Raw genomic sequence first — 23,260 nt, 5'->3', positions numbered from 1 at the left:
CCCAATAACAAATAACTAATGCGTAATTTTATCAAACAAACTTTTGCTAGTTTAATTGGCACATTATTAGGACTAATTATTTTTGGTGGTCTAGGAACCACTGGACTGTTCTTGCTGATATTAGCTGCTAGCTCGTCTAAAGATACTGGGCCAAACGTGAAAGATAAGTCAGTGTTGGTTTTTGACTTGTCAATGAAAATTACTGATAGCGAACCTAGTTCAGGCGAACTGTTTCAAAACACAATATCAGGTGTAGATGACGATAGAATGGCACTCCGCAAAGTTGTGGAAACTTTGGAAAAGGCACGGCGCGATCCGCGAATTGTCGGCATCTATCTGGATGCAACGAACACAAGCCAAACTGGTAATGTCGGCTATGCCTCACTTAAAGAAATTCGGAAAGCACTGGAAGAGTTTCGTGCTGCTGGGAAAAAGATTGTCGCCTATGGTAGTGATTGGAGCGAAAAGGAATATTACGTTAGTTCAGTGGCAGATTCCATTGTACTTAATCCTCTGGGAATGATGGAAGTCAACGGTTTGAGTTCACAACCAATGTTTTTAGCGGGAGCATTGCAGAAGTATGGCATTGGCGTTCAAGTCGTGCGAGTTGGGAAATTTAAGGGAGCCGTTGAACCATTTATTCTCAACAAGTTGAGTCCAGAAAACCGCGAACAAACTCAGAAATTGTTGGATGATGTTTGGGGAGAGTGGCGCACTGCTATAGGCGCAAGTCGGAAAATTGAACCCAATAAGTTACAAGCGATCGCAGATAATCAGTCCTTACTAGAAGCCACACAAGCCAAAAGTAGCGGGTTAGTCGATCTAGTACAATACCCCGATGAAGTTGTCGCTGACCTGAAAAAGTTGACAAATAGCGATAAAGAAGACAAAACATTCCGACAAATTAGCCTGAATAGCTACGCACAAGTTTCTGGTAAATCTTTGGGTGTAGAACGTAACTCCAAAAATCAAATTGCCGTTGTTTATGCTGAGGGCGAGATTGTCGATGGTAAAGGAGAAGATGGGCAAGTAGGAGGCGATCGCTTTGCGAAAATCTTCAATAAGCTGCGACAAGATAAAGATGTGAAGGCTGTTGTATTACGAATTAATAGTCCTGGTGGTAGCGCTACCGCAGCCGAAGTCATGCAGCGAGAAGTGAAATTAACTCGTGAAGTAAAACCAGTTGTGGTATCAATGGGTGATGTCGCCGCCTCTGGTGGTTATTGGATTGCTAGCGACTCTAATCGCATTTTTGCAGAACCAAATACGATTACAGGTTCCATAGGGGTGTTTGGGTTGCTATTCAATGGGGAAAAACTGGCCAATAATAATGGTATTACTTGGGATTCAGTGAAAACCGGACGTTATGCTGATAGTCAAACAGTTTCGCGTCCAAAATCGCCTCAAGAGTTAGAAATTTATCAGCGCAGTGTTAACCGCATTTATAATATGTTTCTGAATAAAGTTTCTCAAGGTCGGAAACTCCCAGAACAAAAAGTAGCAGAAATTGCCCAAGGAAGGGTTTGGTCGGGTGAGGCGGCCAAAGAAATTGGTTTGGTGGATGAAATTGGCGGTTTGGATAGTGCGATCGCATACACGGTAAAGCAAGCGAAACTAGGAGACGACTGGGAAGTGCAAGAATATCCTCGCACTAGCAGCTTTGGAGAACGCTTTTTTGGGCGTGCAACAGAAGAGGCGCGGACTGCTTTCGGGATTGAGGGTACGCAACTCAAATCAGCCAATCCCCTCACCGCTGAATTCCAAAAATTGCAACAGGAAGTAGAGATTCTGCAAAAGATGAACGATCCGCAAGGAGTTTACGCCCGTTTGCCTTTTAACTTGAAGATTGAGTAATTTTTTGTAGGGGTAACTCATGAATCACAGGTGTCAACTTAACACTAAACCCGCTTGGTGACAACGTTTTGCCCTCACTCCCAACCCCTCTCTCCCATCCGTGAGAGGGCAGCTAGACATTCAATACCCCTTCTCCCTTGGGAGAAGGGGTTAGGGGATGAGGGCGTGAGGAATTTGCAAAACGCCTGTCCGATATAGTTTTCGGCTTAAGTTGACACTAATACCATGAATTGCCCCTACATTTTGTACTTAATACGATTAATTTTGCTCTAGAGATTAATGTTATAACCAGTGCTTTGGATACGTCCTTTCTGCTGCTAAATTATTAAAGATCACAGCACATAGTACTAGAATCATCGATCCCTCAAAGGCAGGTGTTAGCAAAAATTGCCAGTCCGGTTTCGTCATCATAACGACTAATGCAACAGCACCTGAAGGTGGGTGTACGGTTCCGGTAAACTGCATAATTGCGATCGCACTAGAAACAGCCATTCCCATTGCCAAGGGAGAGGAACCGAAAAAATGCAGAATTATCAGACTCACTATAGCAGCTAAAAGATTACCCCCAATGACATTACGAGGTTGAGCCAAAGGGCTGTCAGGGACACCAAAGATCAAGACACTTGTAGCACCAAAAGGAGCCATCAGCAAAGGAGAATTAGTTTTGACAGCAAGGTAGGACGTTGCTGTGATGGCTAAAAAACTACCGATCCAACTCCAAAAAACATGCCGATGATGAGGTCTTTCTATTGGACAGGTTAGCGGACACGAGCGCCATCTACCAAAGGTTTTAAACCAATAATTTTGCCACTTCAACCGAACTTTTTTACTATCGATCATGAATCAACCACTCGATACTCATGACTCCTTGAATTGACTGAGCAAGGCTTTGCTTAAGTTACAATAACATGACATTTATGAAAAAAATCTCTAAAAAGTATCTAAATACACAGATTTTTTGTTTTATTGGAGTTTTGCCTAAATAGGCTAATTTGAACAGCGAGGCGGATGAGTTGGCCTTGCCAAGGTCATAATCAGGAGAAAACTTTTTTGGGCGGGCAACACAAGAAGCGCGGACTGCTTTCGGAATTAAGGGGACGCAACTCAAATAATCCAATCCCCCACCGCTGAATTTCAGAAATTACAACAGCAAGTAGAGATTCTGCAAAAGATGAACGATCCACAAGGGGTCTACGCCCCTTTACCCTTCAACTTGAAGACTGAGTAGATATTTTTTTGAGCATCAATCAGTAGTCAAAAACTCAATACAGTTCAGATAAACCCAAAACGCAGATTGTAGAGACGCGATTTCTCGCGTCTTGAAAGACCAATTACCTACACCAATAGCACTTCACCCAAGCGTATTAGGCAAAACTTTGCAATTTACTGAATTTGTGAAACTAGCTTTGAGGCTTTGTAGTCAGGATTTTAGTGCTGAGAAAATAAAGACCAAAGTCCTTACTACAAAATTGTTTACCCATAATTTTAAAGACAGACCAGTATGGCGAAGCGCATGAGTTTGCCTTGCCAGCCATAAACCAGCTGACATTTGCTGCTCGGATGTGTAAAGTAGTTGAGAGTCAACTACAATTTCCAACCTTTGACAGAATTTTAGATTTGGAATTTTGCTGAAGCAGCCCGATTAAACAGTGGCTCAAGTATGGAAAAATCTAAAGTTTTTTATCTAAAGCAAGTGTATTTACATACCAAGCCAATTTAAAGTCTAAAGTACAAAATTGAGTAAAACATCCATCTATGGCTAGAAAAACACAACGTCTTTTACTGCTAATTATTTCCTGTAGTATCACTGGTGTAATTTTAGGAGGTACTGCTGGTTGGGCAGAAAGTAGTCTTTGCTTGGAAGACAGTAAGGTTACAAGTGAGTGCCTAACTCAAGATCCATTCCAAAAAACTATCCAAGGAATGAGTACTGGATTGTTAGCTGGGGCTGGAGCAGCTTTCGGTGCAGTCTGGCAGTTACGGAATGAAGATTGAGTATGAACTACTACTAACCCGGAACTCCGGGTTAGATTAGGTTTCTGTACTAATTAGCCAATGCCTCCACTTTGACTGTCGCCCAGCATTAAAGTCATGTGGGTCAATTATCTTAATTTATATGGCTTTGGAAGAATACCGATCTATTAATGCACGAGCAAATTTCTGGTGTTGTTCAGCTAGATATTCAGGAGAGATGAACTGAGCATTGTCCATGAAGCGGTACACCCAGCGACAAAACTCCTCCAGCGATCGCTCAGGAAGTTTAACAATATAATCTACGTAAGCAGGTTTACCATTTTTCCCCTTTGGTTCTAGTTTGATATCTTGCTTAGTATGTCGCTTCTCCCACTCCTGAATAAATTCCATAACTTCAGGAAAAAATCGAACTTGCACTTCTAAAAGCTTTAGTTCTTCAGGAAAAAATCGAACTTGCACTTCTAAAAGCTTTAGTTCTCCACGAATCTCCCGTCGCTGAAAGCGATCGCACAATAATGGACGACAGCAAGGCACTGTTTGACTACTGGCACGATCGGCTGAAAAACAATGAGCTAGTTGCAACTCCTGAACACGTCAAAACCCAGGATCGTTGTCTAACTGTACTATCCGTTGCAGCTAACACTTCCCTGCAACAGACTGAATCGATATCTGGGTTGGGATGCAAAGAAGTAATACCAATTTGAAAAATAGACCTCTTGCAAAAGTGCTTTTTGCAAGAGGTCGGGAAAGGGGGAAAGCTTAAAGGGGAATGTTAATTTTATCCCTTTTCCCTTTAACCCTTACCCTTTACCCGACTTATGCAAGAAGTCTAATGATTGCGACAGATGGGAAACTGAAACACTTATTCAATGGATGTTTCACAATCCAAAATCTAAAATCGTTCGACTGAGCGTAGCCGTTCGCGTAGCGTTCCGCAGGAAAGTCTAAAATCCAAAATGGTATAAGCCTATGGGTGCATTTGCTTTCTTGGTAGCTTATAGAGAATAATCACAGATAAAGCAGCTTTGGCATCTTCGTGCGAGAGAATAAATATAAAATATGGCGATCGCAATCGATTTTGGTACTAGCAACACAGTCATTGCTCGTTGGAACCCTGTAACCCAGCAGCCAGAAACCCTGACTCTACCAGGCTTGTCAATTAAACAAAGTCTCAATCCGCCACTGATTCCCAGCTTGGTTTATGTTGAAGACGCAGCCCAAAATAAAGTCTTAGTTGGGCAACAAGTACGCGATCGCGGTTTTGACCTCAAAGGCGAAACGCGATTTTTCCGCAGCTTCAAACGCGGTATTGGTGCAGATATTCAAGGTTTCTTACCCGAACTAGATGGGCAAATTGTCACCTTTGAACAAGTAGGGCAATGGTTCCTTACTCAAGTAATTGAAGAACTAGCACCCCTAGAAGGTGGGTTAGATTCTCTGGTGTTAACCGTACCTGTAGACAGTTTTGAAGCCTATCGTCATTGGTTGGGGACAGTATGTCAAAGCCTCCCTGTCGAACAAGTACGAATGCTGGATGAACCCACAGCCGCCGCCTTGGGTTATGGTTTGGCAGATCAAGAAAATCTTTTGGTGATTGACTTCGGCGGTGGAACTTTGGATTTGTCCCTTGTTCGGTTGGATCAAAGCGTGCAGGCAAGCACAAAGCCCTTGGGATTTCTCCTCAAATGGGGTAATAAATCTCTGGCTGAAGATTCAAAACAAAAAGTCAAAACTGCCCGTGTTCTGGCGAAAGCAGGGCAAAATCTGGGCGGTACTGATATTGATAACTGGTTAGTAGATTACTTTGCCAAAACTCAAGAATTGGCTGTAAGTCCTTTGACAACACGATTGGCAGAACGGGTAAAAATTCAGCTATCAACTCAAAACCAAGCTAGTGAAGTTTATTTTGACGATGAGACATTTGAAAGTTATGAACTGGAACTAAACCGCGACACTTTTGAAGATATCCTCAAAGAACACGCCTTTTTTGAGTTATTGGATGAGTCGATGACAACACTGTTGCAGCAAGCAAGACGGCAAGGGATAGAACTTCCAGATATTAATGCAGTTTTGTTAGTTGGTGGCACAGTGCAATTACCAGCAGTGCAGACATGGATCAAACAGTATTTTGAGCCAGAAAAAATCCGTTGCGAACGTCCCTTTGAAGCGATCGCTCAAGGTGCATTACAGTTAGCACAAGGGATACAAATCAAAGACTTTCTCTACCATAGTTATGGCATCCGCTACTGGGATCGCCGCAATCAGCGTCACAAATGGCATTCTTTAATTAAAGCTGGACAAGCATACCCGATGAGTCAACCAGTGGAATTAGTCTTAGGCGCTTCTGTGGAAAATCAGCCCAGCATTGAATTAATTATGGGAGAATTGGGAGCAGATACGGGTAGTACTGAAGTTTATTTTGATGGCGATCGCTTAATTACTCGCCGTCTGGACAATAGTGAAACCAGCGTCAAACCCCTCAACGATCGAGAAGGTGCGAAGACAATTGCCCAACTGACACCAACCGGATATCCTGGAAGCGATCGCATCAAAATCCTCTTTCAAGTTGATGAACAACGCTTTTTACGAATCACCGTTGAAGACTTGTTAACAAATGACACACTTTTAGAAAATCAACTTGTGGCACAGTTGAGTTAAATATAATGCACATCATTAGTCGGAAAAAGCTGCGCGAATTTTGCCAAAATTATGCTGATTCCTGTGATGCACTTAAAAACTGGTACAAGGCTGCCAATAAATCTACATGGAATAATCTTGCCCAGGTGCAAGCAGTTTATCCTCAAACAGAAGCTGTTGGGAATTTTACTGTTTTTAATATCAAAGGCAACAAATATCGTCTGATAGTTGATTTGGTTTATAGTGACCAAATAATTTATCTTAAATTGAATCACGCAGAATACGATAAGGATAAATGGAAAAATGACCCTTACTTTTAACCGTAAAACTTATGCTAGTTTGCTTGCTCAATATCAACCCAAGGTTATTAAAACAGATGAAGAAAACGAGCAAGCTATTACACTAGCTCAGGAACTGTCCCATCGAGTTAACCGAACTTTGGAAGAGTCGGCATTATTAGACCTGTTGATCGCTCTGATAGAAAAATATGAAGATGAGCATTATCCAATAGGAGAATCAACAGCACACTCAATGTTCCTGCATCTAATCGATGCTCAAAATGTTAACGAAGCTGAGTTAATAGCAATTCTTGGTTCAAGAGAGGTTGTTTCTGAAGTTATGAGTGGAAAACAAGAAATTACTCAGGAGATGGCTAAGGTCTTAGGCAACTTTTTTCACGTTGATACTAGTTTGTTTCAGAATTAAGCGATGTCTACGACGGGCTATGCCTACGCTTTTTCTCATTCCACTTGTAAGCGGCTGTGTCTCCCTTTCGGCATTGGCTTAGGAATAATCTCACCGTTAATATATTCGCTTACAGGCTTTGTTTCTGGGAGCTTCAGAAATTCGTTCAGGGTGAGAGGTTGAGTAGTTGTGGCGCTCATAGCTCCTAAATCCCTGAAAAACGTGTTTTTAGTTTAGCAGTATAGATGAACAGGTGCGCTGACGCAGTGTAACGCATCTGTCCATACATCAAGGTAAGAATTGCAGCAAGGATCAATTCACCATCATTTATGCACCAATACTAAAGTTCCTGTTGAAGCCCATCTGTAAAGATTGCCAGCTTGCTTAACAGGTAAATTTACGCAACCGTGGCTGACTGGAGTGCCAAAACGGTTATGCCAGTAAGCACCGTGGATGGCATAGCCTCTGTAGAAATACATTGTGTAAGGAACGTCAGGAATATTGTAGCCTCTGCCTCGCATCCGGTGAGTACGATACTTAGAATTAATCCGAAATCTACCTATGGGTGTGGGGGTCGATCGCTTACCTCCCGAAATGCGGTATGAATGAACAAGTTTATTACCTTCCCATGCACGTAAACGTTGTTCTGACAAGTCAATTTCAATCCAGCGAGGTTGGCTAATGTTATTTACAGTGATGCTGTTTTCATCGACTGACGTGGCTGTTGCTGTAGTCGAGTTTGGTGTACCTGTTAACGGTGATGACCAAGAGAATAAAGTCATCACCATCAGTGCCACGCCAGTACAAAAAGTTCCTGAAGAACGAATTCCACCACGGCGAATCCAAGTTTGCATTATGCCTCATCTTCTAAACTACGCAAAAATCATGAAGTGAAGTAATTTTCTGGAAAACTACAAATTTCCAAAGTGACTTCTAACTTCCTGTCGAGGATTTACGCAATTCATCCGCTAAAGCTTCTCAAAACAAGTCCTAAGTTAATCCGTATCCAATTTGTACATTTGTCATTTGTCCATAATTAAATGATGAGTCCTAACTAGTGACTAATGACCAATGACTAATTACAAAGGACAATCTTTACAAAAATCTGTCATTTTAATGCTTAAATACAAATTTTCCCCAAATTTATATTTGCATTTGTAATTTCATAGAGGAATTGTCAGGATTTCCGCTTATTTTTTAGGCAAATAGTTAAATGCCCTTTTCTAGATTTTATTTCAAATTCAGTAATTGCGACTCCGAAGATTCCCAGCATAAAATATTGCTGGGAATCACTTAATTGTCTTGATTTGTTGTTATTTATAATTTTACCTAAATTGCCTTTTGGCTGCTTCACCTACTATTTATGAATGACTATTGGTGTCCCTACCGATGCCCACTCGAATAGCCATTTAGCATGTTTAGGTGCAATATTCACACAGCCGTGGCTCACTGGAGTGCCAAATCTCTTATGCCAATAAGCTCCGTGAATAGCGTAATTACCTTGGTAAAACATCGCATAAGGAACATTGGGAACATTGTAGTTTTCTCCCTGCATCCGCGTAGTTTTAAACTTGGATTGAACCTTAAAAGTACCGACAAGAGTAGGAGTGGCTTTTTTGCCAGAGGAAATAGCACTTCCATAAACAACTTTGTCACCTTCCCAAGCTATTAATCTTTGCTTGGAAAGATCGATTTGAATCCAGCGCTGATTTGATTGTTGTAATGTCTGGATTTTTTGTGCAATCACTTGATCTTTAGTATTTGCCCAAACTTCACTGGTTCCAGTAGTAGTAAAAACACTTAGGGACAGTACTGTACCAGTGAGGATTATTTGTAGGCGACGCACCCAGTCAGGAGAAATTTGTCTTTTCATTTTAGATACACTCACACTCAAATCATGGGGTCATGAGAAACCGATCGGGTTCCACCTTTATTTCCCTATCTATTACTTTAATAGACGTGAATTTTGATGATTTGATTCTAAGTTAACCTAACTGTTGCATTAGGTTTTTTGCCTGAGTTGCGATCGCTGACCAATTTCCCTCTATGACAAGCTTTTGGGGAAATAATTCCCCGCTCAAACCAACAGCGATCGCTCCGGCTTGCAAAAATTCTTTGGCATTTTTGAGAGTCACGCCGCCAGTAGGAATTAAGGGAATCTTACCCAGAGGCCCTTGCAAACTTTTGATATAATCAGCCCCTCCCACTGCCTGCACGGGAAACACTTTTACACAACTAGCGCCTTGACTCCAAGCGGTAACAATTTCTGTGGGAGTCAGCGCTCCTGGTACGATCGGCACATTTTTTTCTTGTGCTGCTTGAATCATTGCCGAATCAACGTGGGGTGTGAAGAGGAATTGCGCCCCAGACGCGATCGCATCTTGTAACTGCTGCACATTAAATAGCGTACCAGTGCCAATAATACAGGCTGGTAATTCCGAACGTAGTTGACTGATTAATTCCCCAGCGCGATCGCTATTCCAGGTAATCTCAATTAACTGCATTCCCCCAGATGCTACAGCCATTGCCATTTGTTGTCCCAGTTCCATTTGAGGGGCGCGGATAACTGCGATCGCTCGGTGTTTTTCCAACTGTGATAACCAAATTTGATTAGGCATTTTGACTAGAGATTGGGGACTGGGAGTAGGGATTGAGACTAGAGAATAGTTTTCAATCTAGTAAATACCTAATTTTTAATACTAATGCCCAATGTCCTTCAAGAGTGCTGAGTAATGTTAGCACAACTGTTTTGCCCTATCCCCAATGCCCTTAAAACTTGCTTATTGCATCAAGCTATGAGATATTACTTATAAATAACATAAAACCTATAGTGTTACCGTATTTTAAAATTATTGTCTTAGCATTTGGGTTTAAAGGAGTAATTAAAATGACAATTGCACGACAAAACACAGCAGCGTCCTTACCAATCACCATTCACGATTCTGAAAGCGCCGATATAGCTAATTTATGGAAGCTTGTGCGACTAGGTGTAAATGGCTTTTGGTGGCGCACTAAGGCATATACAACGATTCTGGGCGTTATGCTGCTAACCTTAGTAAGTCTGATTTTTCTAAGTATGCATTGGTCTTACCGAAGACTGTTCCCATTTATCAGCCATCAAGTCATTGGCAGCGATCGCGGGATAAGCAATTAAAAATTAAAAACAAGACATAAGCTTGCAAAAGGATAGGCGATCGTCTCAATCGCCTGATTTTGCTTACTTTACATTACTTTAGAGACAGTCCCTAAAAACTCAGCTTAATTCTTCTAGTAGAGGAGAGAGCTAATTAAAAATGCATATACTGCAATTACCAAGCAATAGTTTATATAAGCCCCTAGTTAAAGACCTACTAGGAGCTTTTTTTTAATTGACTATCTATCTTAAATGGGTCATATAGCAGGGAGCCGACAGCTTAGGACATTAGCAAATCCTAAGAGAGCGGCTAGTCACACTTATCCATAGCCGACTTATCCTAAGTAGGATGGTAGCCGCAATATATTAAAAAATCTAGTAGCAATTAAACTATTCCTAATGGATATTCATAATTAATTCTGATGGTAGATTAAGTTAGAAATGAAGATCGTTAATATGTATTTGTAAGTCAAAAACGTTTACCAACTTAACAACAATGAATATTCTTGCTTGGATTGTTTTAGGTCTAATTGCTGGTGCGATCGCAAAAGCTATCTACCCTGGTCATCAAGGTGGTGGAATTCTAGGAACAATATTGTTAGGAATCATCGGTGCTTTTGTTGGCGGTAGTTTAGGTGTATTTTTCAGTACGGGAACTTTATCTCTAGCAGCTCCTAGTCTCAGCATTCCAGGTATTGCGGTAGCAGTTCTTGGTGCAATCGTCGCAGTTTTCCTGTGGAATTTATTAACCAACCGCAGCGCTGTATAAAAAATTGCGGTAAATCAATGACAAAGATTTAGCAAATTCATTTAACTATTTTTAACTGTGAATTAAATTAAAAAAATAGCGCCACCATGATTACAGGTAGGCGTTATTTTTTTGATTTTTTTGCAATCAAATAATTTCGTTAAAGGAAAAAGTATTAAGTTCAGCATATTTCAAACTTGTAATTGATACAAACGCAATCCTTTTTTAGCATCCACATCAAATTTCAAACCAACTTCCATCCCCGTAGTTGTTTTTGTTTCATTAACTGATATGTCATTCATTTTAATACTCTTAATAGTGGCTAAATAGCAGCAACATGAACCCTCACTAACTAGGAAAAGGCTGTTTCCGACCAATAAAGTCGTTTCTTCAACCTTTGCTATTCCAGCTTCATGCTTCTTAAACCATTCAGTAATTCTACCAACCTCTTTGACTTGACCTATTGATTTTTTGCGTTCAATAACTTTGTAAGTAACCAACTCAGTAAGTGCTTGACATAAAGTCTCCACAAAGTCACATAATTCTAACAGTGCATTAGAAGCTAGAACATCATCGGGAAATCCGTGAGCTGCGTCGTTACGATAGCTAATTGATTCATTGAGTTCTCCTTCTGCTGTGTTTTCATTTCCTCTGATCTCCTGTACAAAATACTTTACGGCTCTATGTTTTTCTACCCAGCCCCATGAATTTGGTATACCTGCTTCTGTCAACATTTTTTCTAAGGCTTCTTTACGTAGGTTCTGTTCATGGAAGAGAAATGCATCTGGCAATAGCTCATATTCTGTTTCACCCGTAGCTCCATGAAATAATCCGCGAATAACTTCCTCAATAGATAGGTGTTTATATCTGTTTTTCCTCAGATCAAGCAATAATCTTCCCACCCCTATCTGGTAAGTATTTCGTATTGTCTCTTCTAGCTCTGAATAACGTGAAAATAATCCTGGTAGAAGTACTAACCAGTCACTAACTAAGTCTTCAACAAAACGCTCATAAATTGCGTACAAGCGCGTTACTACAGCACAATGATCGTAAACTCGCCACTCTATTACCTTGGGAATATCCTGCATGAGTGTGCCAAGGATTAATTCTGTATCCTCGTTCCATTCTTTTTTTATTAAAGCAGACGCACCAAAGGAAATTTGTCTTAGCCTATCATTGGTTTTGATAATTGCACGTATAGCAGAAATATTTACTTTGACTGTTATCAAAAGATCCTCAAACATCGCTTTTTACCCTGCGATGATTTTGGACAACATATTGTCAAACAATTTAATTCTATTCTCGACATCAATTTTGTTTCTTTCAGCACCTGTAAATAATTTTGATGTATCTTCTCTCAGCAGTTTCTTTGTCTCTTCAATTATCTTAGACTTACGCTCAATTAAAATATCTGCATTTGCCAAATGTCTACTAGTTCCAACCATAACAGCATCATAATAGGCTTTATATGCCTTATCTTTCCAAGCATCAGACTCTATATCTAAAGGCTTGAATAAATTTTCTGCATATATTTCGTAAGCTAAATTTATTGTTTGAATAAAGATATTTTTGAGTATTTCAATATCTTCATCTGAGAATTTCATACTTTTTATCATGTATAGGTCAAGAAAACCCTGCATTCCTCTACGAAAATCTCCTACATGGCGTAATGCAAAAAATCGAAGCACTAATTCGGCATCTTCCATCTTTTTGAATAGGTTGTTTTTAACCAGTTTTTCAGGTTTATTTATAGGAATTCCCCACGCTTCTGTAAATATAGGATTAGTTGTCAATTCAAGTAACAATTGATTGAATTTCCCATAATACAAACAGTTACGTACTTCTTGGCGACTTAACTCAACACCTCCAGTATTCAGACGCTCAAATGCAAGCTGTTTCAGAAGCAGCGCTTCTTCAGGATTAGATGCTGACTCTGTAATCAAAACTATAGATGATATGGAGCGACGATCAATCCCTGCTTTAATTTTTGCAGGAAGAGTAGCATAAGTTCGTCCATTAAGTTCTGGCCAAAGTTCAAGACCTGTTAATTTTAAACGGTTGTCATAAAAATTCCGAAGGGCAGTAATTCTTTGTTGACCATCCATTACTTCATATAAGCTAAATTCTTTTTCGTAAAGAACTATTGGAGGAACAGGAATATTGATCAAAAACGACTCTATTAATCTGGATTGCTTCTTTTCATCCCAACGCAGCCTTCTTTGGTAGAAAGGTTGCACATCCATATACCCAGGCTTCTTTAGTGCTTCGACAAAGCTAGGCAGCTTTTCACGGTTAATTTCGGTAAGTATTCTTTGCTCTCCAGACTCATACTTTTCGTTGATTTCGATATCAGACATTGTGACTGGGTGTGTAGAAGGAGATTCTTCCCACATCTTTTCTTCAATTGGTGTAAGTTGCATTGACTACATCCTCCACAAGAACGATATGATGAAATATAGTTAAATCTGCTGAATATACCCTAGCGCTTCTTGATGCGGCAAAGTTGTCTTGATATTAAATATTCGTCATACTACCTCAATAAACAGTTTTAGGGATGTTAGTACTGGAGAAAATCTACTCCACTTTAAAAACAGTTCATGGCAAAGTTATATTCAACTTAGATGAGTATAAATACCCTAAAATCTAGAGGTTTCATAAAATTTTCAACAAGTTGCACTGGTCACTACACCCAAACCAACAATGTTCAGTTAAGCTGTAAACGCTATGATTGAGCTTTATTGAACATTTTATGCATTGGTTGTTATCTGGGCCGTTGAGTACAGAAGCATTGACGGTTAACATTGCAGGATTGCCTGCATCGTTACAAGGTAAAAAGCTGGTGCAGTTGTCAGATTTTCACTACGATGGTTTGCGGCTGTCGGAAGAGATGTTAGAAAAAGCGATCGCAGTTACTAACGAAGCTAAACCAGATTTAATTTTATTAACTGGTGACTACGTAACTGACGATCCGACACCAATTCACCAACTAGTACTTCGACTCAAACATTTGCAAAGTCGTAGTGGTATCTATGCTATCCTTGGCAATCACGATATATATAAACACGCAAAAGCAGAAGTTACAGAAGCCCTTACTAGCATTGGAATTCATGTACTTTGGAACGAAATTGCCTATCCACTAGGAAAAGAATTACCACTCGTTGGACTGGCTGATTATTGGTCACGGGAATTCCACCCCGCAACAGTTATGAACCAGTTAAACCCTGACACACCTTGCATTGTTTTATCCCACAACCCAGATACTGCGGAGATATTACAAACATGGCGAGTCGATTTACAATTATCTGGTCATACTCACGGTGGTCAAATCGTGATTCCCAGAATTGGCCCTGCGGCATTGTTTTACGAAAAGCTTGTAAAAAAAATACCCAGAAAAGTGCGGCGTCGATTCCCATTTTTAGAAGTAAATATTTCTGTAGTCAACCATTGGGAATGGGCGCAGGGTTTGCATCGGCTAGGTAAAAATCAGCTATATATCAATCGTGGTTTGGGAACTTACCTCCCAGGACGCTTATTTTGCCGCCCAGAAGTTACTATAATCACCCTACAAGGTGAGTAGGTAATTCCAAACTTAACAAAAAAGAATGCAATTTCAGCAGGTACTCTGGCTAATGAGTGCCTGCAAACTCAGGCATAACCTGCTAGTTTCATCACCAAAATTTAAATCAATAAATTAATTGTATCTGAAGTAGATGACATAAATTATTGCATTTTATCAAGTTACATTTTTATTTTTGGTAAGCTGTAAACGCTGGTATGAGGAGTATCGGTTAACTTATGCATTGGTTGTTTACGGGACATTTAAGAGTAGATAAAATAACGGTTAAGATTGCGGAACTTCCTGCATCTTTACAAGGTACAACATTAGTACAGTTGTCAGATTTTCACTATGATGGTTTGCGACTGTCGGAAGATATGTTAGAAAAAGCGATCGCACTTACTAATGAAGCTGAACCAGATTTAATTCTATTAACTGGTGACTACGTAACTGACGATCCTACACCAATCCATCAATTGGTGCTTCGACTCAAACATCTGCAAAGTCGTTGTGGTATCTACGCCGTACTTGGGAACCACGATATCTATTACAGCCACTCCAAAACAGAAGTTACACAGGCATTAACTAGCATTGGGGTTCACGTACTTTGGAATGAAATCGCCTATCCATTAGGAAAAGAATTACCATTAGTAGGACTAGCTGATTATTGGTCACGGGAATTTTACCCCGCACCAGTGATGAATCAACTAGACTCTCTTACACCGCGCATCGTTTTATCCCATAACCCAGATACAGCCAAGATATTGCAACAATGGCGCGTAGATTTGCAACTATCTGGTCATACCCACGGTGGTCACATCGTCATTCCGGGCATTGGCCCTCTAGTACTCTATTACAAAAAGCTACTCAAACAAATTCCCAAAAAATTACGGCGTTGGGTAACATTTTTCTTAGGAGACTGCTCAAAAGTAGTCCGATATTGGGAGTGGGCACAAGGGTTTCACAAGGTGGAAGAAAATCAACTATATGTCAATCGTGGTTTAGGAACTTATAAACCAGGACGCTTATTTTGTCCGCCTGAAGTGACTGTAATTACTTTAATTAGTCATTAGTCATTGGTCTAAATAAATGACAAAGGACAAAAATGCATAACACTCAAAGCAGAAACCGCCTGAAGCTACGATCGATAAATCTCAATAGCTTGCGGCGGTTTCTTGAAGATTGGAGAATTCAGAAATAACTAACTCAAAATAAGGTGGACAGTATTCGCGATCGCTTTACTCAAAATTGCACATCCTTACATTCCAACTAGGCAGGCATTTTCTGGCTGTGCGTTCTAAAACCTCCAAAACAACTCATTGAACTTAAGGCAAAAACACATTCAACGGATGCCACAACCAATCATAGAGATCGCGATAAGATTAGAGCAGGAGGCACAGGCTCTAACTTGAAAGTTTTTGTTAACTTTTAACCTGTTTGTACCTTGGTCTTAATCTAGCATTGTGTTTGTTTAGCTACAAGACACCTTTACTAAACTTGAATACCATTAACTTATCGCAACAATTCAGAAATATTGCTTAAAATTTGTCCTACTTGGTAATATTCGCATTCACGCCAACATTACCAAGTGGACTGAAATTTCAGAACCCGTTATTGACCAGAACCGCCTGCGGTAGAAGAATCGCTATTAGATGTACTGTTTGACTGGTCTACTCCTTGAGGTGTAGTACTTTTAGAGGTGTCACTTTTTGCACCAGGAGCAACAGTATTAGTAGAACTATCGTTCTGCGAAGCCGGAGTATTAGTAGTTGAACTCGTCGCTGGACTTTGTGTCGCTTTAGGGGCTGGCTGGGTTACAGAAGGTGCTTTTTCTGCCGCAGGCTGCTGGGGTGGAATAGTAATGTTAATATCCGGTTGACGAGGTGCAGACGGAGGTGTAACTTGCTGTTGGGGAACAGGAACAGGAACAGTAACAGGAACAGGGACTTCCTTAGTTGTTTCTTTGATTATTGTTTGTGGTTGAGGAGATGGACTGGGAGTTGGATTACTCTTACTCGGTACAGGAACCACGACTGGCACAGCATTGTTAACTGCTGCGTTATTCTGCTGGTTGAAGTACCAAACCCCACCTATAACCAAACCAAGCAGGGAAGTAATGATAATACCCAACAACAAACCACCACTAGCATTGTTTTCATCACGCTGGGCTAAATCTGCTTGCTGGTAGGTACGCTCAACATTTCGACCATGTACGTAACCATTGGTGTAAGAGTTGGGATTAGCTGTGTTGTTCTTAACGGTTTCAGTGGTTTGTGTCAAATTGGTCTGAGTATTGCCATTAATATCAGTGTAAGATTCTTGCCTAACTTCACTGTTTTTGATTTCGCGTTCATTGGGCATAGACATTGATTTCACTCCTCAAATTAGGAAATTGACAAACTAAAGCTTTCTAAAAACAAAAAGTTTTAATGAACTGAAAATATATGTTGCTGATAAATATTGAGTTTTATTTGCTACTCAACTGTTGGTAATATCAGAATAACTTCTGCTCTCAAACAAGTGGCTCTATCTCCAGGGAGTTAATACTTAATCTTTAGAGAGTTAATACTTAATCAAGAGAAAGAGTATCCCAAAGATGGATGTTATTAAACTGTCAGTTAATGACTCGATCGAAAAATCTATCAATTTGCTTCAATTCTCTAAATGTTTAATTTATTGTTAGATATCGCATCGCCAAAGCTTGATGGTCATATCTCGACTACCACTAACCAAAGTTTTGCCATTAGGACTGAAAGCAACAGAGTTAACCCAATCCGAATGGTTGTCCAGCGTGTAGAGTTGTTGTCCAGTGCTAATGTGCCATAACTTTATGGTGTAGTCCGCGCTAGCACTGGCAAGATTCTGACCATCGGGGCTAAAAGCAACAGACCAAACATAGCTGTGATGTCCAGCAAGTGTGTTAATTAGCTTACCTGTATTGATATTCCATAACTTGATAGTCTGGTCATAACTGGTACTAGCTAAAATTTGTCCATCAGGGCTAATGGCAACACAAGTCACCCAACCTGAATGCCCGGTGAGAGTTTGCAGCAGTTTGTTACTCTTCAAATTCCATAGCTTAATGGTATTATCCGCACCGCCACTTACAAAAATTTGGTGTTTTGGGCAAGTGGTAAGGGAATAAATGAAGGAAGAATGACTTTTGAGGACTTGCAGTAATTGCCCCATGTCTATATGGGAAACCTTGATAGTAGTGTCTGTACCGCCACTCAGGATAGTCTGACCATCTGGACTAACGATTACAGAAAAAACTGGGGTTGAATGTACTTTCAGGGTCTTGAGTAATTTACCTGTAGATACTTGCCAAATCATTATGCTGCTATCATCACTGCCACTAACTAGAGTTTGGCTATCTGGACTAAAGGCTAGGCATCTTACCCATTTTGTATGACTAGTGAGAGTATGTAGTAATTTACCTGTGTCGATATGCCAAATCTTGATAGTATTGTCACTACTTCCACTAGCCAAAGTTTGCCCATCTGGACTGATTGCAGTTGTAAAAACCCAGTTCAGATGAGTCAGCGTGTGTATACATTTCCACGGTAAAGGTTGAGACTGTGACTCAGGTGTTGGTGGCTTTGGTGGCGGTGGTGATGTCGGTTTGGGTGGTGATTTTTTCTGTTTCAGTTCCAGTTCTCTGGCATTTTTAAAATCTGACTTGGCTCTATTTTCATATCCTAGTTTCGAGCAAGCAAGCCCTCGGTATTTGTAGGCTTCAAAGTAGTTAGGGTTGAGACGAATAGCTTGGGTAAAGTCTTCAATTGCTTCAATATATTTTCCTTTTTGAGCTTTCTCCATAGCCAGGTTATAAAAACTTTCAGCATTGGATGGAGTTAAATCAATTTTGGTAGTAAAAGCAGATTGATTTGTCTGGTTTGGCTGATAAGACTTTAACCTTGCATAAGCTTGATTGATTTCTTTGATTTTTTCTTCCGCTTCTAGCTTTTGCTGCGGTTCAATAAAACAATCTGGATGCCAAGTCCTAGCCATCTGGCGGTAAGCTTGCTTGACCTGATCAGCAGATGCACCTGGTTTTAACCCAAGGATATCGTAAATATGATTTATATCGAAGCGATCGCTCATACGATGAATACTAAGAAATGGGCAGCAATTCTTACTACACTTAGTATTCCCAAGTACAAGTATTATCTAACTCCATCTCTAGTGTCTTCAACTATATTCGCTGCTTATCTTCAACGCCGATTTAGCCGCAGGAAACTTTTTATCCTCTGACAAAATCTTTCTACCAGAGGTTTAGGTTTTGATACATATCTAGGCGATCGCGATCTACGCGTACTCCCCGGATTTCTTAACTCTTCTTCTATTTGTGCAGCTTTATTTAAATCTGAAGCGGCTCTATATTCATATCCTAGTTGTGAGCAAACTAGCCCACGATATTTATATGCGTCAACATAATGAGGATTGAGACGAATTGCATGGGTAAAATCTGCGATCGCATCCTCATATCTTCCTTGAGTAGCATTTTCTACTCCTAAAGTGTAGAAAGTTTCTGCATCCCAACGATTGACAGATATTTTTGGGGGAGTTTTAGGCGAAGATGAAGATGGATTTTCAGGAATAGGAGGCTCAGATGGAATTTCAGATTTGAGCCTGTTGTAAGCTGCGTTGATTGATTTGATTTTTTCTTCAGCTTCCTGTTTTTGCCTTTGATCGACAAAGCGATCGGGATGCCAAATTTTCACCAGTTTACGGTAAGTTCGCTTCACCTGTGCTTGAGACGCACCGGGTTTTAGCCCAAGAATTTCATAAGCATCATTGATATCGAAGCGTAGACGTTTCGGCTTGTCTTTAGACATCGCGCATACTGAAAAAATCGGCAACTATCTAAACCTATGTTAACTATTCCCAAAAATCCTCTCCAATCAACCCAAACACCCCATTCTGGTTATCACTGGGATGGCAGTAGCCGTCGCTTCTTTGAAGGCTGGTATTACCGCGTCACGTTGCCGGAAATTGGGCAAACATTCGCTTTTATGTACTCCATTGAAGATCCCATCGGCGGTAAACCTCACAGTGGCGGTGCAGCCCAAATCCTCGGCCCGGATGATGAGTACCTCTGCCGTACTTTTCCTGATGTCAACAAATTTTGGGGTAGTCGGGATGTTTTAGGTTTAGGTCATTGGGGTAAAAATAATTTGCAAGTTTCTCCCCTATATCTCCTGCCAGCAGAGTTTGAGTATCACGTTCAAGAAGGATATCAAGCCACAGCCACCTTGAATCAAGGAATAATTCGCGATCGCGCTACTAATAATTATTGCCGTTGGCAGTATGAAATTCAACCAGTATATGGTTGGGGCAATCAAAATGGCATTCAGCAATCAACCGCAGGCTGGCTGTCATTCTTGCAGATTTTTGAACCTGGATGGCAAATTTTGATGGCTCACGGTTTAGCCAGTGGGAAGATTGACTGGAATGGCAAAATTTACGAATTCACTAATGCCCCAGCCTACGGTGAGAAAAATTGGGGTGGTGCTTTTCCTCAAAGATGGTTTTGGATAAACTGTAATTGCTTTGAGGGCGAACCTGACTTAGCATTAACTGCTGGCGGTGGACGGCGGGGTGTGCTGTGGTGGATGGAATCTGTAGCGATGATTGGACTGCACTATCAAGGCAAGTTTTATGAATTTGTTCCCTGGAATTCCCAAGTTGAGTGGGAAATTCAGCCTTGGGGTAGATGGCAAATGAAAGCTAGCAACTCTAGTTATGAAATTGAATTAACAGGAACCACAGATTTACCTGGTACACCTCTACGTGCGCCGACAGCAGAAGGTTTAAGATACTGTTGCCGAGACACCATGCAAGGAAAACTAAATTTAGAGTTACGAGAACTAAATGGAAGAAAATCTAAAATAATTCTAAAAGCCGAAAGTTTTCTTTGTGGTTTAGAAGTAGGCGGCGGCCCTTGGGATAATTTTTGGCAGTCTCCCTAAAACTACTGCTATAATTATATATGCTTCGCAGTTGGGGTTGTAGCTCAGTTGGATAGAGCGGACGCCTCCTAAGCGTCAGGTCGTGCGTTCAAGTCGCACCAGTCCCGTTATCTTTAGACAATTCATATATACAGCAATTAATATGGTAAGAGCATTGCTGTGCGCCTAAGAGTGGTACGTCAGTTCGCCAAAGTCGGGATATCCGTCCACGCGACTGGCTGCTGATTCTGTGCAATTGAGAACTACTATATAAAGTGGTTAAAACCCTTTGATGAATCGTCCGATATCGGTTAGGATAATCCATCAATTAGAGGAAAAAATCCAGGCACGCTTAATCGCGCTGTTACACGAAAACCAACCAAATTTATATTTGGTCAGAATTTGAGCAGATTCTTGGGAAGTTTGCTACTCTACTATCAATTGTTTTTTCTTATGGCCAGAGAAAATTGTGTACTAAGTAAATTAAGTTATTGAGCCTTGAATAAGCTACTCTTTACAAATAAATCTTTTCGTTTTATGGCTTTTGTCCTACCAATATTTATGTGGTGGGGATACAAAGAAGTACAAAACCAATTTGTGCAGCCGCAAGCAGTTTTAGTGTTAGGTGGTTCAACGAGACATTTAGAGCGAGAAAAGTTTACGGCAAAATTCGTTCGCGAGCATCCAAATATACCGATTTGGATTACAGGCGGCAGTCCACGTACATTCACCCAAAGAGTGTTTACCAAAGCTGGTGTCGATCCTCAACGTTTACACTTGGATTATGAAGCAGTAGATACAGTAACTAATTTTACTACTTTGGTAGATGATTTGCAAGCTCGCGGTATTAAGAGCGTTTATTTGATTACTTCCGACTTCCACATGCGCCGGGCTTGTGTCATCGGCGAAATTATTTTGGGCAGTCGGGGTATTTATTTAAAACCAGTACCAGTTCCTTCCGAAAAACCCCCTGAATCTATCGAGAAATCTATTCGTGATGGAGCTAGAGCGATAATTTGGTTAGCAACTGGTTACACTGGTGTGGATGCCGCTAAAAATAGACGCTAAATCAAGCCGCCAAAGGCAGGAGGCAGAAGGGACACCTCTCCCATGAAGGGAAGAGGTAAGTGCTACGGACGTATCTTTTCTCGTGCTGTGCATCTCGAAAAGAATATTCCTACTTTTTCGCCCACTAGGGGCGAGGTTTGTACCTTTTCTTCCTTCTGCCTCCTGCCTGGTTGGTGAGTTTCGACTACGCTCAATTGCCGCGAAGCCGAACCACTGCCTCCTGCCTTTCTTTTATCAAACTAATTTTGGATTTTTAATCAGTCAAAATCCAAACGACTAATGACAACCGTCACTAGTCACTTGTATGGTTCGGGAAAAAAACGCCCCAAATTTCCCCACAATTTGATACCCTAGCTTAAACAGATTTGAGTAAAGTTAAAGCGTGGAAATTCAACTTGGGCGGGGAAAAACAGCTCGCAGAGCTTACGGAATAGATGAAATTGCTCTAGCCCCTGGTAATAGAACACTAGACCCCAGTTTGGCAGATACTAAGTGGCGTATTGGCAATATTGAGCGAGAAATCCCGATAATTGCTAGTGCTATGGATGGTGTAGTAGATGTTCGTATGGCTGTACGTTTGTCACAGTTAGGAGCATTAGGTGTCCTCAATTTAGAGGGTATTCAAACTCGCTATGCCGACCCAGAGCCAATATTAGATCGGATTACCTCTGTGGGGAAAGATGAATTTGTTGCCCTCATGCAAGAACTCTATGCCGAACCAATAAAACCGGAATTAATTGAACAACGTATTCAGGAAATTAAACAACAAGGTGGCATTGCGGCGGTGAGTGCGACTCCAGCCGGTGCAAGTAAATACGGTGAGGCAGTGGCAAAAGCTGGGGCAGATTTATTTTTTGTCCAAGCTACGGTAGTTTCTACTGCTCATCTGTCACCAGAGTCTTTAGTACCACTCGATTTAGCAGAATTTTGTCGTTCCATGCCCATCCCCGTGGTGTTGGGGAATTGCGTAACTTACGAAGTCACGTTGAATTTGTTGAAAGCTGGGGCAGCTGGGGTATTAGTGGGAATTGGGCCTGGTGCTGCTTGTACTTCTCGTGGGGTATTGGGTGTGGGTGTGCCACAGGCAACTGCGATCGCAGATTGTGCCGCAGCACGAGATGATTACTATAACGAAACTGGCAACTATATCCCGATTATTGCTGATGGCGGTTTAATCACTGGTGGCGACATTTGTAAATGCATCGCCTGTGGTGCTGATGGTGTGATGATTGGCTCCCCCTTTGCCAGAGCCGCAGAAGCCCCAGGACGAGGTTATCATTGGGGTATGGCGACTCCTAGCCCAGTTTTGCCCCGTGGCACCCGCATTCGCGTTGCTACGACTGGTAGCTTAGAGCAAATACTCATTGGCCCAGCAGGACTAGATGATGGTACTCACAATCTTTTAGGAGCCTTAAAGACCAGTATGGGCACTTTGGGAGCGAAAAATATTAAAGAAATGCAGCAGGTGGAAGTTGTGATTGCACCTTCTTTATTAACCGAAGGCAAAGTTTACCAAAAAGCTCAACAATTAGGTATGGGGAAATAGAATTAGGTATGGGGAGTGCGATTCGATGTCGCACGTAATGAGTTAAATATCCTGACTGGACAAGGTTTTACTTAAAAGCATGATTATTGCACCGATGCCGAAGGATATC

At 41.0% G+C, this 23,260-nt stretch carries 22 protein-coding genes, 1 tRNA gene and 1 pseudogene; 13 read left to right on the top strand and 11 right to left on the bottom strand.

Going from position 1 to position 23,260, the window contains the following annotated elements:
• Positions 1-18: 18 nt before the first annotated feature.
• Positions 19-1,854 carry a signal peptide peptidase SppA gene (gene sppA, locus V7K45_RS08360; RefSeq protein ID WP_335002240.1) on the top strand — a complete coding sequence of 612 codons (1,836 nt, stop codon included), beginning with the start codon at positions 19-21 and terminating at the stop codon, positions 1,852-1,854.
• A gap of 282 nt (positions 1,855-2,136) precedes the next feature.
• Here sppA and V7K45_RS08355 read toward each other — a convergent pair whose 3' ends face one another.
• On the bottom strand, positions 2,137-2,694 hold the full coding sequence (locus V7K45_RS08355) for an HPP family protein (protein WP_289799537.1): 558 nt from the start codon (positions 2,692-2,694) through the stop codon (positions 2,137-2,139).
• 915 nt (positions 2,695-3,609) lie between these two features.
• On the opposite strand from V7K45_RS08355, the gene V7K45_RS08350 reads away from it, so the two are divergent.
• Complete coding sequence (locus tag V7K45_RS08350) at positions 3,610-3,849, top strand: hypothetical protein (protein WP_334924310.1); 240 nt, start codon at positions 3,610-3,612, stop codon at positions 3,847-3,849.
• 117 nt (positions 3,850-3,966) lie between these two features.
• Here V7K45_RS08350 and V7K45_RS08345 read toward each other — a convergent pair whose 3' ends face one another.
• Positions 3,967-4,410 carry a WYL domain-containing protein gene (locus V7K45_RS08345; protein WP_335002237.1) on the bottom strand — a complete coding sequence of 148 codons (444 nt, stop codon included), beginning with the start codon at positions 4,408-4,410 and terminating at the stop codon, positions 3,967-3,969.
• A gap of 477 nt (positions 4,411-4,887) precedes the next feature.
• Between V7K45_RS08345 and V7K45_RS08340 the strand changes: the two genes are divergently transcribed.
• From V7K45_RS08340 to V7K45_RS08330, 3 genes are read left to right on the top strand one after another with little or no spacing between them, the layout of a single operon-like run.
• Positions 4,888-6,486 (top strand): Hsp70 family protein, encoded by a 1,599-nt coding sequence (locus V7K45_RS08340; protein ID WP_335002235.1) that lies wholly within the window; start codon positions 4,888-4,890, stop codon positions 6,484-6,486.
• Positions 6,487-6,491: 5 nt separating this feature from the next.
• The gene (locus V7K45_RS08335; RefSeq protein WP_335002233.1) at positions 6,492-6,785 is read left to right on the top strand and encodes a type II toxin-antitoxin system HigB family toxin; all 294 of its coding nucleotides are present in this window, start codon (positions 6,492-6,494) and stop codon (positions 6,783-6,785) included.
• Positions 6,769-7,170 (top strand): helix-turn-helix domain-containing protein, encoded by a 402-nt coding sequence (locus V7K45_RS08330; protein ID WP_335002231.1) that lies wholly within the window; start codon positions 6,769-6,771, stop codon positions 7,168-7,170. The genes V7K45_RS08335 and V7K45_RS08330 overlap by 17 nt, the downstream gene beginning before the upstream one ends.
• Positions 7,171-7,211: 41 nt before the next feature.
• Here V7K45_RS08330 and V7K45_RS08325 read toward each other — a convergent pair.
• From V7K45_RS08325 to V7K45_RS08310, 4 genes and pseudogenes are all read right to left on the bottom strand, one after another.
• Positions 7,212-7,349: pseudogene (locus V7K45_RS08325) on the bottom strand (Uma2 family endonuclease); the annotation flags it as partial.
• 123 nt (positions 7,350-7,472) lie between these two features.
• Positions 7,473-8,003 carry a L,D-transpeptidase gene (locus V7K45_RS08320; protein ID WP_335002229.1) on the bottom strand — a complete coding sequence of 177 codons (531 nt, stop codon included), beginning with the start codon at positions 8,001-8,003 and terminating at the stop codon, positions 7,473-7,475.
• 503 nt (positions 8,004-8,506) lie between these two features.
• Positions 8,507-9,022, bottom strand: coding sequence for a L,D-transpeptidase (locus V7K45_RS08315; protein ID WP_335002227.1), 516 nt, complete (start codon positions 9,020-9,022; stop codon positions 8,507-8,509).
• A 112-nt stretch (positions 9,023-9,134) separates the two neighbouring features.
• Positions 9,135-9,767, bottom strand: a complete 633-nt coding sequence (locus tag V7K45_RS08310; protein WP_335002225.1) for a bifunctional 4-hydroxy-2-oxoglutarate aldolase/2-dehydro-3-deoxy-phosphogluconate aldolase — start codon at positions 9,765-9,767, stop codon at positions 9,135-9,137.
• Positions 9,768-10,036: 269 nt separating this feature from the next.
• On the opposite strand from V7K45_RS08310, the gene V7K45_RS08305 reads away from it, so the two are divergent.
• A complete protein-coding gene (locus V7K45_RS08305) occupies positions 10,037-10,303 on the top strand; it encodes a hypothetical protein (RefSeq protein WP_335002223.1) in 267 nt (88 codons plus the stop codon).
• Between the two features lie 475 nt (positions 10,304-10,778).
• Positions 10,779-11,051, top strand: a complete 273-nt coding sequence (locus V7K45_RS08300) for a GlsB/YeaQ/YmgE family stress response membrane protein (RefSeq protein ID WP_185584679.1) — start codon at positions 10,779-10,781, stop codon at positions 11,049-11,051.
• A 170-nt stretch (positions 11,052-11,221) separates the two neighbouring features.
• On the opposite strand, the gene V7K45_RS08295 is transcribed toward V7K45_RS08300, so the two are convergent.
• Both V7K45_RS08295 and V7K45_RS08290 read right to left on the bottom strand, forming a co-directional pair.
• Positions 11,222-12,274, bottom strand: a complete 1,053-nt coding sequence (locus V7K45_RS08295) for an MAE_28990/MAE_18760 family HEPN-like nuclease (RefSeq protein WP_335002221.1) — start codon at positions 12,272-12,274, stop codon at positions 11,222-11,224.
• Positions 12,275-12,280: 6 nt separating this feature from the next.
• Complete coding sequence (locus tag V7K45_RS08290; protein ID WP_335002219.1) at positions 12,281-13,450, bottom strand: DUF262 domain-containing protein; 1,170 nt, start codon at positions 13,448-13,450, stop codon at positions 12,281-12,283.
• A gap of 329 nt (positions 13,451-13,779) precedes the next feature.
• Between V7K45_RS08290 and V7K45_RS08285 the strand changes: the two genes are divergently transcribed.
• The gene (locus V7K45_RS08285) at positions 13,780-14,607 is read left to right on the top strand and encodes a metallophosphoesterase (protein WP_335002217.1); all 828 of its coding nucleotides are present in this window, start codon (positions 13,780-13,782) and stop codon (positions 14,605-14,607) included.
• Between the two features lie 218 nt (positions 14,608-14,825).
• Positions 14,826-15,659: a metallophosphoesterase gene (locus V7K45_RS08280; RefSeq protein WP_335002215.1), complete on the top strand. Its 834-nt coding sequence runs from the start codon at positions 14,826-14,828 to the stop codon at positions 15,657-15,659.
• A gap of 538 nt (positions 15,660-16,197) precedes the next feature.
• On the opposite strand, the gene V7K45_RS08275 is transcribed toward V7K45_RS08280, so the two are convergent.
• From V7K45_RS08275 to V7K45_RS08265, 3 genes are all read right to left on the bottom strand, one after another.
• Positions 16,198-16,953, bottom strand: a complete 756-nt coding sequence (locus V7K45_RS08275) for a hypothetical protein (protein WP_335002212.1) — start codon at positions 16,951-16,953, stop codon at positions 16,198-16,200.
• Between the two features lie 312 nt (positions 16,954-17,265).
• On the bottom strand, positions 17,266-18,690 hold the full coding sequence (locus V7K45_RS08270; protein ID WP_335002210.1) for a DnaJ domain-containing protein: 1,425 nt from the start codon (positions 18,688-18,690) through the stop codon (positions 17,266-17,268).
• A 110-nt stretch (positions 18,691-18,800) separates the two neighbouring features.
• Positions 18,801-19,424, bottom strand: coding sequence for a DnaJ domain-containing protein (locus V7K45_RS08265; RefSeq protein WP_335002208.1), 624 nt, complete (start codon positions 19,422-19,424; stop codon positions 18,801-18,803).
• A 36-nt stretch (positions 19,425-19,460) separates the two neighbouring features.
• Between V7K45_RS08265 and V7K45_RS08260 the strand changes: the two genes are divergently transcribed.
• The 4 genes from V7K45_RS08260 (at position 19,461) to V7K45_RS08245 (ending at position 23,151) form a co-directional block, all read left to right on the top strand.
• Positions 19,461-20,558 (top strand): tocopherol cyclase family protein, encoded by a 1,098-nt coding sequence (locus V7K45_RS08260; RefSeq protein ID WP_335002206.1) that lies wholly within the window; start codon positions 19,461-19,463, stop codon positions 20,556-20,558.
• A 33-nt stretch (positions 20,559-20,591) separates the two neighbouring features.
• Positions 20,592-20,665 (top strand) — tRNA-Arg (locus V7K45_RS08255).
• Positions 20,666-21,074: 409 nt separating this feature from the next.
• Positions 21,075-21,605, top strand: a complete 531-nt coding sequence (locus V7K45_RS08250; RefSeq protein WP_335002204.1) for a YdcF family protein — start codon at positions 21,075-21,077, stop codon at positions 21,603-21,605.
• A gap of 382 nt (positions 21,606-21,987) precedes the next feature.
• Positions 21,988-23,151, top strand: coding sequence for a GuaB3 family IMP dehydrogenase-related protein (locus tag V7K45_RS08245; protein WP_322670253.1), 1,164 nt, complete (start codon positions 21,988-21,990; stop codon positions 23,149-23,151).
• Positions 23,152-23,260 lie beyond the last annotated feature (109 nt).

Source organism: Nostoc sp., assembly GCF_036917375.1.
Classification (GTDB): domain Bacteria; phylum Cyanobacteriota; class Cyanobacteriia; order Cyanobacteriales; family Nostocaceae; genus Nostoc.
This window is presented reverse-complemented; position numbering and strand designations above follow the sequence as displayed.